This window comes from Streptomyces sp. NPDC059718, assembly GCF_042733315.1.
Lineage (GTDB): Bacteria > Actinomycetota > Actinomycetes > Streptomycetales > Streptomycetaceae > Actinacidiphila.
The window spans coordinates 175417-188389 of the sequence record NZ_JBHWGA010000013.1 but is presented as its reverse complement, the minus strand read 5'-3'; the positions used below and the strand labels follow the sequence as shown (position 1 = coordinate 188389).

At 72.1% G+C, this 12973-nt stretch carries 10 protein-coding genes and 1 tRNA gene; 3 read left to right on the top strand and 8 right to left on the bottom strand.

Features of this window, described 5'->3' with window-relative positions:
- The first annotated feature begins 342 nt into the window (after positions 1-342).
- The gene (locus tag ACFV3E_RS17495) at positions 343-1209 is read left to right on the top strand and encodes an AraC family transcriptional regulator (RefSeq protein ID WP_500535441.1); all 867 of its coding nucleotides are present in this window, start codon (positions 343-345) and stop codon (positions 1207-1209) included.
- A 37-nt stretch (positions 1210-1246) separates the two neighbouring features.
- Here ACFV3E_RS17495 and ACFV3E_RS17490 read toward each other — a convergent pair.
- Positions 1247-1329: transfer RNA gene (locus ACFV3E_RS17490), tRNA-Leu, on the bottom strand.
- 316 nt (positions 1330-1645) lie between these two features.
- Between ACFV3E_RS17490 and ACFV3E_RS17485 the strand changes: the two genes are divergently transcribed.
- On the top strand, positions 1646-2464 hold the full coding sequence (locus ACFV3E_RS17485; RefSeq protein ID WP_500535440.1) for an ABC transporter ATP-binding protein: 819 nt from the start codon (positions 1646-1648) through the stop codon (positions 2462-2464).
- Between the two features lie 45 nt (positions 2465-2509).
- Positions 2510-5011, top strand: coding sequence for an ABC transporter permease (locus ACFV3E_RS17480; protein WP_500535439.1), 2502 nt, complete (start codon positions 2510-2512; stop codon positions 5009-5011).
- Between the two features lie 59 nt (positions 5012-5070).
- Here the strand turns inward: ACFV3E_RS17480 and ACFV3E_RS17475 are convergent, their stop codons facing one another.
- The 7 genes from ACFV3E_RS17475 to ACFV3E_RS17445 form a co-directional block, all read right to left on the bottom strand.
- On the bottom strand, positions 5071-6396 hold the full coding sequence (locus ACFV3E_RS17475) for a class I SAM-dependent methyltransferase (RefSeq protein WP_500369015.1): 1326 nt from the start codon (positions 6394-6396) through the stop codon (positions 5071-5073).
- Positions 6397-6593: 197 nt separating this feature from the next.
- Positions 6594-7961: an NAD(P)/FAD-dependent oxidoreductase gene (locus ACFV3E_RS17470; RefSeq protein ID WP_500535438.1), complete on the bottom strand. Its 1368-nt coding sequence runs from the start codon at positions 7959-7961 to the stop codon at positions 6594-6596.
- 364 nt (positions 7962-8325) lie between these two features.
- The gene (locus ACFV3E_RS17465) at positions 8326-9267 is read right to left on the bottom strand and encodes a Ppx/GppA phosphatase family protein (protein ID WP_500535437.1); all 942 of its coding nucleotides are present in this window, start codon (positions 9265-9267) and stop codon (positions 8326-8328) included.
- Positions 9264-9812: a DUF501 domain-containing protein gene (locus tag ACFV3E_RS17460; protein WP_500535436.1), complete on the bottom strand. Its 549-nt coding sequence runs from the start codon at positions 9810-9812 to the stop codon at positions 9264-9266. Before ACFV3E_RS17460 ends, ACFV3E_RS17465 begins: the two co-directional genes overlap by 4 nt.
- 30 nt (positions 9813-9842) lie before the next feature.
- Positions 9843-10346, bottom strand: coding sequence for an FtsB family cell division protein (locus ACFV3E_RS17455; RefSeq protein WP_500535435.1), 504 nt, complete (start codon positions 10344-10346; stop codon positions 9843-9845).
- An 82-nt stretch (positions 10347-10428) separates the two neighbouring features.
- Positions 10429-11709, bottom strand: a complete 1281-nt coding sequence (eno, locus tag ACFV3E_RS17450) for a phosphopyruvate hydratase (protein ID WP_500535452.1) — start codon at positions 11707-11709, stop codon at positions 10429-10431.
- 182 nt (positions 11710-11891) lie between these two features.
- Entirely contained in the window at positions 11892-12890 is a 999-nt protein-coding gene (locus ACFV3E_RS17445; protein ID WP_500535434.1) for a transglycosylase family protein, read from the bottom strand.
- Between the last annotated feature and the right edge of the window lie 83 nt (positions 12891-12973).

The window sequence follows — 12973 nt, the reverse complement described above, 5'->3', positions numbered from 1 at the left end:
TTTTTTTATATACTTCCCGCTCGCCCGGGGGGGGGGCGGGGTGGGGCTCGTCCCCGGGCCGCCCCGGGGGGGGGGGGGGGGGGGGGGGGGGCGGGGGGGGGCGCCCCCCCCCCCCGCCGCTACTACCCCCGGCCGGACCTCGCCTACGTCCCCCCTCCACGACGCACCGCCCATCGAGCGCGGTCTGGTGTGGCGGCACGGCAACACCACGGCCCGGGTCCGCGCGTTCGCCCGCGCGGCGGCGGACGTCGCGGCCACCCGACCCGACCGGGCACGGGATGTCGGGTCCGGCGGGGTGCCCGACGCCTAGCGTGGGGTCGTGGAAGAGGAAGGGGACCGGGAGTGCTGGAGCGTCTCAACCAGGCCCTGGAGCACATCGAGCACCATCTCGACGGGCAGGTCGACGTGGCCGCGCTGGCGCGTGTCGCGGGCACCTCGGAGTACCACCTGCGCCGGATGTTCTCCGCGCTCGCGGGCATGCCGCTCTCGGAGTACGTACGGCGCCGCCGGCTGACCGTCGCCGGCGCTGAGGTGCTCGCGGGGCCCGCGACGCTGCTGGAGGTCGCGGTGCGCTACGGGTACGGATCGGGCGAGGCCTTCGCGCGGGCGTTCCGCGCCGTGCACGGGGTCGGGCCGGGCGAGGCCCGGCGCACCGGCGCCGCGCTGGTCTCCCAGCCCCGGTTGGCCTTCCGCCTCACCGTCGAAGGGAGCAGCAGCATGCGTTACCGCGTCGTGGACAGGCCGGACTTCAGGGTCGTCGGCCTCAAGGCCCGGGTCCCCCTGGTGCACTCGGGGCCGAACCAGGCGATCGTCGACTTCGTCCGCGGGATCGACCCGCGGCTCATGGCACGTCTGGAGGAGCTGTCGGACCAGGAACCGCAAGGGGTCGTCGCGGTCTGCGACGACCTGGACCCGAGCCGCGCCGAAGGCACCGAGCTCGACTACCACCAGGGGGTGATCACGACGGCGGCCGCACCCGACGGCACCAGGGTCCTCCCCGTCCCCGCGGGCACCTGGGCGGTCTTCACCACCTCCGGGCCGGCGCCGCAGGCCATCCAGGAGCTGTGGCGGGACGTGTTCACCCAGTGGTTCCCCTCCAACCCGTACCGCAGCCGCCCCGGCCCCGAGATCCTGCGCGCCCGTCCGTCCGCGGACGGGACCGAGGCGGAGGCCGAACTGTGGCTCCCGGTGGAACGGGAACAGGGCTGAGAACGTGGCGGTGGTGTCACGCCGGTGAGGAAGTGAGTGCCCGGAACCGGATTTGAACCGGTACGCCCGCAAGGGGCAGCGAGGTTTAAGCTCGCCGTGTCTGCATTCCACCATCCGGGCGTGGCGGTGCGAGAGCGCAGTACGAGCCTATCCGGCGGGGCGGGTGGAACAGGGCCCAGGATTCGTCATGTTGTCTGATTTTAAGGCTGACTGACAGACCATCAGATATGTTCCGTCCGGAGGAAAGCACAGGCCCGGGGCGGTCCGGGCGGCGGACCGCGCCCGCTGCATATGACGCGAAATCGCTTCCACCCGGGGGCGGGATGTCGGGGTCCCCGTCATCCCCAAGTAGGACGCGGGGGTCCGCGCGTACCTCTCGGGACTGCCTGCAGAACCACGATGTGGACGGATCCCGGCGACGTCTCCCGTCGGGACGATGGAGGGGTCCGATCGACTCCCCCCGTCCCGACAGGAGCAGCGTGCCGTGACCACCACCACCGCACACCCCACCGCCACGGCCACGGCCGCCCGCGCCACCGACCTGAGCAAGGTCTACGGGGAGGGCGAGACCCGGGTCGTCGCGCTCGACGCGGTGACGGTCGAGTTCCGCGCCGGCGAGTACACCGCGATCATGGGCCCCTCGGGCTCGGGCAAGTCCACGCTGATGCACTGCATGGCGGGCCTGGACACCGTCTCGTCCGGCTCGGCGCGGATCGGCGGCACCGAGCTGTCCTCGCTGAAGGACAAGCAGCTCACCAAGCTCCGCCGGGACAAGATCGGCTTCGTCTTCCAGGCGTTCAACCTGCTGCCGACGCTCACCGCCGCGGAGAACATCACGCTCCCGATGGACATCGCCGGCCGCAGGACCGACAAGCAGTGGCTGGACCGGGTCGTCGAGACCGTCGGACTGTCCGGGCGGCTGTCGCACCGGCCCTCCCAGCTGTCCGGCGGACAGCAGCAGCGGGTCGCCGTCGCCCGGGCACTGGCCAGCCGGCCCGAGATCATCTTCGCCGACGAGCCGACCGGCAACCTCGACTCCCGTTCCGGCGCGGAGATCCTCGGCTTCCTCCGCAACTCCGTGAAGGAGCTCGGCCAGACGGTCGTCATGGTCACCCACGACCCGGTCGCCGCCTCCTACGCCGACCGCGTGGTCTTCCTCGCCGACGGGCGGATCGTCGACGAGCTGCACGGCCCGACCGCCGACACGGTGCTGGAGCGCATGAAGCGCTTCGACGCCAAGGGCCGCACCAGCTGATCCGCGCCGCCGACCACGAGCCACGACCGAGAGACAAGCCCTGACATGTTCCGTACCGCCCTGCGCAATGTGCTCGCGCACAAGGCCAGACTGCTGATGACCGTGCTCGCCGTGATGCTCGGCGTCGCCTTCGTCTCCGGCACCCTGGTGTTCACCGACACCATCGGCAATGCCCTCCGCAAGGCCTCCGCGAGGAGCTACTCCGACGTCTCGGTCGCCGTCACCTACGGGGACGTCGACCATCCGCTCCCCCAGCGGCTGGTGGACGAGATCGGCCGCCTGCCCGGCGCCGGGTCCACCACCGCGACCGTCACCGGCTTCACCGCGATCGCCGGCAAGGACGGCCGGCTGGTCGGCGACGGCTGGTCCACCCGCGGCGGCAACTACGCCGGTGCGGACCGCTATCCGCTACGCGAGGGACGCGCCCCGCGGACCTCCTCCGAGATCGCGCTGGACTCCAAGACCGCGGAGCGCACGGGCTACGCCGTCGGCGACACCGTCCGGATGTCCATCGACGGCCCGGTGATGCGGCAGAAGGTGACCGGCGTCTTCTCCACCGACGACGGCAACGTCGCCGCGGGCGGCAGCCTGGTGCTCTTCGACACGGCCACGGCCCAGAAGCTCTTCGGCAAGCCGGGTACGTACGAGGAGATCGACGTCAAGGCCGCACCGGGCACCGCGCAGGCCACGCTCAGGGCCGAGATCGAAAAGCTGCTGCCGCGCCACGCCAAGGACGCCACCGCGACCACCGGGCAGCAACTGGCGGACGACGAGGCCCGGCAGATCGCCTCCGACCTCAGCAGCTTCAACACCACCCTGCTCAGCTTCGCCGGCATCGCGCTCTTCGTCGGCATCTTCATCATCGCGAACACCTTCACCATGCTCGTCGCCCAGCGCACCAAGGAACTCGCGCTGCTGCGCGCGGTCGGCGCCAGCCGGCGGCAGGTGACGCGGTCGGTGCTGGGCGAGGCCCTCGTGGTGGGCGTGGTGGCCGGTGCCACCGGATTCCTGCTGGGCATCGGCATCGCGGCGGTGATGCGGGCGGTGCTCGGTTCGGCCGGGGCGGAACTGCCCGAGGGCGCCCTGGCCGTACAGCCCGGCACGGCCGGGGCGGCGCTCGCGGTCGGTGTGGGCGTCACCATGCTCGCCGCGTGGCTGCCGGCCCGCCGGGCCGCCAAGATCCCGCCGGTCGCGGCGATGAGCAGCGTGCACGCCCCGGCCACCGTCAAGGGCCTGCTCCTGCGCAACACGCTCGGCGCGCTGCTGTCGGCGGCCGGTGTGGTCCTGGTGCTGGCCGGCTCGGGGATGAAGGACGACGGCAACATGGTCCTGGGCGGCGGCGCCGGGCTGCTGCTGATCGGCGTCTTCGTCCTCACGCCGCTGCTGTCCCGGCCGGTGGTCGCCGCGGCCGCGCCGCTGCTGCGGCCCTTCGGGGTCACGGGCAAGCTCGCCCGGCAGAACTCGGTGCGCAACCCGCGGCGCACCGCCGCCACCGCGTCGGCCCTGATGATCGGTCTCACCCTGATCACCGCCCTCACGGTGGTGGCCATCTCGGTCAAGACCACCGTGGACGAAATGGCCGCCGCCCATCTGAAGGCCGACTACCAGATCACGATGGCCACCGGCCGGAACCTCTCCCCCGAGGTGGCCGAGCAGGTCGCCGGCACCGACGGCGTCAGCGACTCCAGCGCGGTGCGCGACGCGCACACCGAACTGGGCGGCGAGGACGAGTGGGTCACCGGCGTCGACGCGCCGCAGATCGGGCGGCTGCTCACCCTGGACTTCACCCACGGCTCCCTGGCCGCGGTGCACGGCGACTCCATGGTCGTGGACTCCGACACCGCCGAGCGGCGCGGCTGGCACACCGGGCAGAGCCTGCCGGTGCGCTACGACGACGGCACCAAGGGGCGGTTGACGATCGGCGGCGTCTACGAGGGCGGCGACCTCATCAACGGCGTGATCATGGACAACGCCACGGTCACCCCGCACACCCCCAAGGCAGGGGACATGCGGGTGCTGGTGCGGATGGCCGGGGGCGCCGACGAGGCCAACCAGGACGCGCTGGTGAAGGCGCTCGGCGAGAACCCGGTGATCAAGGTCCAGGACAAGGCGGCCATCTCCCGCGAGCTCAGTTCCACGATCGACCTGATGCTGAACATCCTCTACGGGCTGCTCGCGATGGCCGTGCTCGTCGCGGTGCTGGGTGTGATCAACACGCTGGCGATGTCGGTCTTCGAGCGCAAGCACGAGATCGGCATGCTGCGCGCGATCGGCCTGGACCGTGCCGCGGTCAAGCGGATGATCCGGCTGGAGTCCCTGGTGATCTCGCTGTTCGGCGCGGTGCTGGGCCTCGGGCTCGGGGTGTTCCTCGCCTGGGCCGTCGGCGGGCTGATCAAGCCCCAGCTGCCGAGCTACGCGATGACGCTGCCCTGGGACAGGATCGGGGTGTTCCTGGCGATGGCCGCCCTGGTGGGCGTCCTGGCCGCGCTGTGGCCGGCCCGGCGGGCGGCCCGGCTGAACATGCTGGAGGCCATCAAGGCCGAGTAGCGGGACGGCAGGAACCGCCCGCGGGGCGGAGGCCGAGTCGGCCTCCGCCCCGCGGCGCGTCAGTCCTGCCGGCCCGGGCCCAGCCAGTCGGCCCGGGTACGGGGCATCCCGGAGCCGCCGTCCTTGGTCGGGCGGACGGCGAGCACCTGGTTGACGCCGATGCGGTTCTGCTCGAAGGAGAGCGCGGAGGCCGCCATGTACAGCCGCCAGACACGGGCGCGGCCGGCTCCGGCGAGGCGGACGGCCTCCGGCCAGTGCGCCTCCAGGTTGGCGACCCACTGCCGCAGGGTCAGGGCGTAGTGCTCGCGGATCGCCTCCACGTCCCGTACCTCCAGCCCGGCCTCCTCCAGCCGGGAGACGGTGGAGCCGACCGGGGCCAGCTCGCCGTCGGGGAAGACGTACCGGTCGATGAACTCGTCGACGTGGTAGGCCTCCTCGTCGGCCCAGGGGCGACGGCCGATCTGGTGGTTGAGCAGCCGCCCGCCGGGCCGCAGCAGCCCGTACAGCACCCCGGCGTACTGCCGGTAGCGCTCGCGGCCCACGTGCTCGGCCATGCCGATCGAGGAGATGGCGTCGTACGGCCCGTCGTCGACCGCCCGGTAGTCCTGCACGCGGATGTCGATCCGGTCGGCGAGGCCGGCGTCGGCGACCCGCTTGCGCGCGGAGGAGGCCTGCTCGGTGGAGAGCGTGACGCCGGTGGCGTGGACGCCGTAGTGCTCGGCGGCGTGCATCACCATGGAGCCCCAGCCGCAGCCGACGTCCAGCAGCCGTTGCCCGGGCTGCAGTTCCAGCTTGCGGCAGATGAGGTCCAGCTTGGCCCGCTGGGCGTCCTCCAGGGTCGCGTCGGGCCCCTCCCAGTAGGCGCACGAGTAGACCATGGACGGGCCGAGCACCAGCTCGTAGAAGTCGTTGCCGACGTCGTAGTGATGGCTGATCGCCTGCCGGTCGCGGACCGGGCTGTGCAGCACCCCGGAACGCCGGCGGACCTCCTCCGGCGGCGGGGGCGGCGGCAGTCCGGGTCCGGCGAGGGCGAGGGCCTCCCGGCCCAGCCGGTAGGTCTCGGGGTCGCGCACGAGACCGAGCAGACGGCGCGGTGACGCCCCGTCGTCCTCGGTGGGGCGATCCCAGACGAGCCCGGAGAGCCGGTCCAGCGCCTCGTACAGGTCGCCCTCGACGTCGAGTTCGCCGGCCACCCAGGCGCGCACCAGGCCGAGCTCGCCGGGCTTCCACAGCAGCCGGCGCAACGCCCGGCGGTGCCGCACGACCAGCGTCGGGGCGTCGGGCGGTCCGGTCTCGCTGCCGTCCCACGCGCGGATGCGCAGCGGGAGGGGAACGCCGAGCGCCTGCTCGGCGAGAGCGGTCAGTCGTCCGGCCGCATCGGCCATGGCGGGTACCTCCGTGCCTCCATGAAGACGGGTCCACTGGGCTGGGAAACGGATGCGGGATACACCGACATTCCCGCACTACCGCTTCTTTACCTCTACCCATCTCATGTCCTGTGCCCCGGGGCCAGGAACACGGGCACGACGAAGGGCGCCCGCCCCACGGATGGCGGACGCCCTTCGGCCGGACTGCTACCTGCTCAGGCCTTGGCCTTGGTGGCCTCGGCGGGGACCGCCGCGGCCGGGACCGGCCTGGCGGCCTCGTAGAACTCCTCGCGCGGGTTCTCGATGGCGCCGAGCGAGACGACCTCGCGCTTGAGGAACATCGCCAGCGTCCAGTCCGCGAGGACCCGGATCTTGCGGTTGAAGGTCGGAACCGCCATGCCGTGGTAGCCACGGTGCATGTACCAGGCCAGGCGGCCCTTGAACTTCAGCTTGAGCTTGCCGAAGCGGATCAGGGCGACACCCTTGTGCAGGCCGAGGCCGGCCACCGCGCCCTTGTTGGCGTGCTTGTACTCCTTCTGCGGGAAGCCGCGCATGCCGGACACCACGTTGTCGCCGAGCACCTTGGCCTGGCGCAGCGCGTGCTGGGCGTTCGGCGGGCACCAGGCGCCGGGACCGGAGGCCAGGTCGGGGACCTGGGCGTTGTCACCGGCGGACCAGATGTAGTCGGTGCCCTGGACCTGGAGCGTCGGGGCGGTGTCCACGTGGCCGCGCGGGCCGAGCGGGAGGCCGTACCGGGCGAGCGCCGGGTTGGGCTTGACGCCCGCGGTCCACACGATGGTGGAGGCGTCGACCTCCAGGCCGTTGGCGAGCACCACGTGCTTGTCGACGCAGGAGCTCATGGAGGTGCCGAGGTAGACCTCGATGCCACGCTCGCGCAGGTGCTCCAGACCCCAGGTGCCCAGCTCAGGGCCGACCTCGGGGAGGATCTTGTCGGCGGCGTCGACGAGGATGAAGCGCATGTCCTCGCGCTTGACGTTGGTGTAGTACTTGGCCGCGTCGCGGGCCATGTCCTCGACCTCGCCGATCGTCTCGGCGCCGGCGAAGCCGCCGCCCACGAAGACGAAGGTGAGCGCCTTGCGGCGGACGTCCTCGTCGTTGGTGGAGTCGGCCTTGTCGAGCTGCTCCAGCACGTGGTTGCGCAGGCCGATGGCCTCCTCGACGCCCTTCATGCCGATGCCGTGCTCGGCGAGGCCGGGGATCGGGAAGGTGCGGGAGACGGCGCCGAGGGCGACCACCAGGTAGTCGAAGGGCAGTTCGTAGGTCTCGCCCACGAGCGGCTCGACGACCGCGACCTTGCGGTCCTGGTCGATGGTGGTGACCCGGCCGGTGAGGACCTCCGCCTTGGGGAGCACGCGGCGCAGCGGCACCACGACGTGGCGGGGGGAGATGCTGCCGGCGGCGGCCTCCGGCAGGAACGGCTGGTACGTCATGTACGAGCGCGGGTCGACGACGGTCACCGTCGCTTCCGCGTAACGCATCTTCTTGAGGATGCGCCGCGCCGCGTACAGGCCGACGTACCCTCCGCCTACTACGAGGATCCTGGGACGCTCCGTGGTGCTCATGCTTCGAGTATTCACCACGCCCCAGGGGGTACCTCGTGAGCCCCTTCACAAGGTTTGCGGTGCCCTCTGCTACACTGCGCCGCTTCGTGACCAGGGCCACAGTACCCAGGGGGAACCCGGTGGGTGGCGCGGGCGTTGAGCGCCCCGTCCGACCAGCGGCGATCGGCATCCGGGGGCACCCCGCCACCGTCCCGCAACACCGCCGAAACACGGGCGCACCAAGGGTTTTGGAGGGTTCGCGGGGTCCCGGCCCCGGAAAGTTGGGCCGTCCGGCGGGAACTTTCATGTGAAGAAATTCACGAACTTTGTGGGGCGGGCGTGTCACGCCCGCCCCCAGGGCCCGCTCAGTTGGAAAAGGCCCTGCTCAGGCGATGCTCCAGGCGATCCCGTCGAGGATGTCGTGTTCGGAGACCACGACCTCCCGGGCACCCGTGCGCTCCATGATCCGCAGCAGCACCAGGGCACCCGCGCCGATCACGTCGACCCGTCCCGGGTGCATCACCGGGATCGCGGCGCGTTCGGCGTGCGTGGCGGCCAGCAGGCGCGCGCTGATCTCCCGCACCGTCCCGACCGGGACGCGGGAGTGGTGGATGGCGGCCCAGTCGTACTCGGGCAGGTCCAGCGCGATCGCGGCGACCGTGGTGACGGACCCGGCCAGGCCGACGAGGGTGCGGGCCTCGCGGAGCGGGACGGTCCGGTCGGCGAGGTCGAGGGCGGCGTCGATGTCCCGCGTCATGGCGGCGATCTGCGCGGCGGTGGGCGGGTCGGTGACCACGCCGTCGCGGACCAGGTGACGCTCGGTCATCCGCACGCAGCCGACGTCGACCGAACGCGCGGCCGTGACGTGGCGGTCGCCGACGACGAACTCGGTGGAGCCGCCGCCGATGTCCACGACCAGGAAGGGCCGTTCCAGGTCCGTACGTCCGGCCAGCTCCCCGGTGGCGCCGGTGAAGGAGAACTCCGCCTCCTGGTCGCCGGTGATCACCTCGGGCTCCACGCCGAGGATGTCCACCACCCCGCGGACGAAGTCGTCCCGGTTGGAGGCGTCACGGGACGCGGAGGTGGCCACGAAACGGACCTTGCGCGCCCCCAGTTCCTCGATCACGCCCGCGTACTCGCGGCAGGCCGCGAAGGTGCGCTCCAGGGCCTCGGGGGCGAGCCGGCCGGTGCGGTCCACGTCCTGGCCGAGCCGGACGATGGTCATCCGGCGGTCCAGGTCCTCGATCTCACCGGTCGCGGGGTCCGCGTCCGCGACGAGCAGGCGGATGGAGTTGGTACCGCAGTCGATGGCTGCCACCCGGGTCACCGGTCCTCGCCCTCCTCCTGCCCGGCGGCGCCGCACGGGCTCACGCACGGGCCCTTGCGCCACCACTCGGGCAGCATCGCGAGCGTCTCGTCGCCCAGCGGGTTCACCCCGGGGCCGGCCGCGAGGGAGTGGCCCACCAGGACGTGCAGGCACTTCACCCGGTCCGGCATGCCGCCGGCGCTGGGGAAGCCCTGCAGGACCTCGATGGCGTCCCGGCGGGCGATGTAGTCCTCGTGCGCGGCGCGGTAGGCGGCGGCCAGCTCCTCGTCCTGCGCGAGGCGGGCCGTCATCTCCTTCATGACGCCCTCGGCCTCGAGGGTGCCGATCGCCGAGGCGGCGCGCGGGCAGGTCAGGTAGTACAGCGTCGGGAACGGCGTCCCGTCCTCCAGGCGCGGCGCCGTCTCCACCACGTCGGGGTTGCCGCAGGGGCAGCGGTGCGCGATGGCCCGCAGGCCGCGCGGCGGGCGGCCGAGCTGCTCCTTGAAGGCGGCGATGTCCGCCTCGGTGGGCGGGGCGTGCTCGGTCTGCGGCGGGGGCTTTTCCATGCCTGGGCGTGTCTCTCTCAGGGGCTTGCGTCAACGATGTGCTGCGGTGGCGGCGGCGTCCGCGTGGTCGACGCCGTCCCACAGGTTCGCGTACCAGGGGCGGCGGGCCGCGCTGTCGCTGCGGCGGGCGCCGGGGTCCTCGGGAGCCGCGGCCCCGGTGGGCTCCACCACCGTATACGCCGTCTCGCCCGGCAGTACGTAGTGCAGCCGGGCCCGGGCCTGCGCCTTGACGTACTCCGGGTCCTGCCAGCGGGCCTTCTCCTCCCGCAGCTCGTCCACCCGCTTGCGCGCCTGCTCGGCCTGCTTGCGCTGGTCGGCGATCTGCGAGCGCTGCGCCACGTACTGGCGCATGGGGTAGGCGAGGGCGACGACCAGGGCGCAGACGACCAGCGCCAGCAGCGCGGCCCGGCCGGTCAGCCGGTTGCGGCCACGGGGCAGCGCGGGCCGCGGGCGGCCGGCCGCGCGGTAGACGCGGGCCTGCGCCTGTGCCCCGAGGGCACGGATGCGTGTCGCGGTGGAGAAGCGATCCGGCACGTGCACCTCCGGTGGGTTCGGGTGGCCCTTGCTGGCGCACGGTGCCGCCCGCCGCGGACGCGGCGGGCGGCACCGGACGAGGTCAGCCCTTGAAGCGGGGGAACGCGGAGCGGCCGGCGTACACCGCGGCGTCGTCGAGGATCTCCTCGATGCGCAGCAGCTGGTTGTACTTGGCGACGCGCTCGCTGCGCGCGGGGGCGCCGGTCTTGATCTGGCCGCAGTTGGTGGCGACGGCGAGGTCGGCGATGGTGACGTCCTCGGTCTCGCCGGAGCGGTGCGACATCATGCACTTGTAGCCGTTGCGCTGGGCCAGCTCGACCGCGTCGAGGGTCTCGGTCAGCGAGCCGATCTGGTTGACCTTGACCAGGAGCGCGTTGGCGGTGTCGTTGTCGATGCCGCGCTGCAGACGCTCGGGGTTGGTGACGAACAGGTCGTCGCCGACCAGCTGGACCTTGTCACCGAGCTCCTCGGTGATGGTCTTCCAGCCGTCCCAGTCCTCCTCGTTCAGCGGGTCCTCGATGGAGACCAGCGGGTACGCCGCCACCAACTCGGCGTAGTACGCGGTCATCTCGGCCGCCGACAGGGACTTGCCCTCGAAGGAGTAGCTGCCGTCCTTGTAGAACTCGGAGGCGGCCACGTCGAGCGCGAGCGCGATGTCCTGGCCGGGCTGGTAGCCGGCCTTCTTGATGGCCTCGACGATCAGGTCGAGGGCGTCGCGGTTGCTCGGCAGGTTCGGCGCGAAGCCGCCCTCGTCGCCGAGGCCGGTGGACAGGCCGCGCTCCTTCAGGACCCCCTTGAGGGTGTGGTAGACCTCGGCGCCCCAGCGCAGGGCCTCGGAGAAGGACTCCGCACCCACGGGTGCGATCATGAACTCCTGGATGTCCACGTTGGAGTCGGCGTGCGAGCCGCCGTTCAGGATGTTCATCATCGGGACCGGCAGCACGTGGGCGTTCGGGCCGCCCAGGTAGCGGAAGAGCGGCAGGTCGGAGGCCTCGGAGGCGGCGTGGGCCACGGCCAGCGAGACGCCGAGGATGGCGTTGGCGCCGAGGGAGGACTTGTCCGGGGTGGCGTCCAGGTCGAACATCGCCTGGTCGATCAGCCGCTGCTCGGTCGCGTCGTAGCCGACCAGCTCCGGGCCGATCTGCTCGATGACGGCCAGCACGGCCTTCTCCACGCCCTTGCCCTGGTAACGGCTCTTGTCACCGTCGCGGAGCTCGAGGGCCTCGAACGCACCGGTGGACGCACCGGAGGGGACGGCTGCACGGCCCGTGCTGCCGTCGTCGAGGCCGACCTCGACCTCGACGGTGGGGTTGCCTCGCGAGTCGAGGATTTCCCGGGCTACGACGACGTCGATGGACGGCACGTGGGTCTCCTTCTGGATGTCTCTTCGTTTCGGCATGAGCCTAACCGACCCGAAAAGCCCCGGCCGGGCACGCTCGGGGGATGGACGCGCCCTGCTGCGGAACGGAGGAGAAAGTTCAGCCCGATGTCAGCCGGTGTCCGCCGGGCGGGGGTGGACTCCCGGCCCGGCGGCGCGCGGGGGACTCAGCGGCCGAGGTCCAGGTACGAGCCGGGGCTGATCACGTTCGGGTCGTCGCCGATGACGTCGCGGTTCGCGTCGTACAGGCCGCGCCAGCCGCCGCCGACGTGCTGCTCCATGGCGATCTCGCAGAGCGAGTCGCCCTCCTGCACCAGGTAGCGGCTGCCGGTGGTGGTCTTGGCGCTGGTGCCGCTGTCCCGGCCGGTGTCGGCCTTCTTGGTCTCCGCGCGCGTGTCGGTGGTGAGCGGGACGACGCCCCAGGCGGCCTCCCCCTCCACGAAGTGGGCCGGCAGGCCGGCGGGGTCGCTGTTCCGGGTACCGGTCGAACCCGCGGTGTTCCCGGTGGCGGTGCCGTCGGTGGCGGTTCCGGCCTCCGGCTTGCGGTGCTTGCCGGTGCCCTTGCCCTTGTCGTCGGCGGAGGGGGTCGCGGAGGCGTCGGGGCCCTCGGTCGCGTCGGCGTCCGGGGTGGCGGTGGTGTCCTGGTCGGTGCCCGGCGAGGTGGTGCCCGTGCTGTCGTCGCCGGAGGTGGCGCCGTCCCCGTCGGTGTCCTGGTCGCCGGAGCCGGTGGAGTCGCCCGTTCCCTGACCGTCCTGGTCCTTGCCGCCGTGCAGCAGGTCGTCGAGGGCGTCGGTGAGCCCGGAGGAGTCGGCGCAGCCGGACCACGCGTCCGGGCCGAGCTCCGCGAGCATCTTCTCGGCCACGGATATCTGCTCGTTGCGGCTGGCGAGGTCCGGACGCTCGGCGTACTGGGCGCCGCCGTACTGCTCCCAGGTCTCCTCGGTGATCTGCAGGCCGCCGAAGAACCCGTTGCCGGTGTTGGAGCTCCACAGGCCGCCGCTCTCGCACATGGCGACCGCGTTCCAGGTGCTGTTGGCGTCGGCGGCGCTGGCGCCGCTCGCTGCGAAGAGGGGGAGCGTGAGGCCCGCCCCGGTCGCCGCGACCGCGACCATGGCGGTCGGGGCTTGACGCGGCTTGCGGTGTCGGCCGTTCCCGGACTTCAGCATTGCGGCATCGCCTTTCACATTCGAATACTGCGATGGCGCCCGACGGTAGTGGTCTTGGCCCATGCATCACAAGTCGGTGTCTC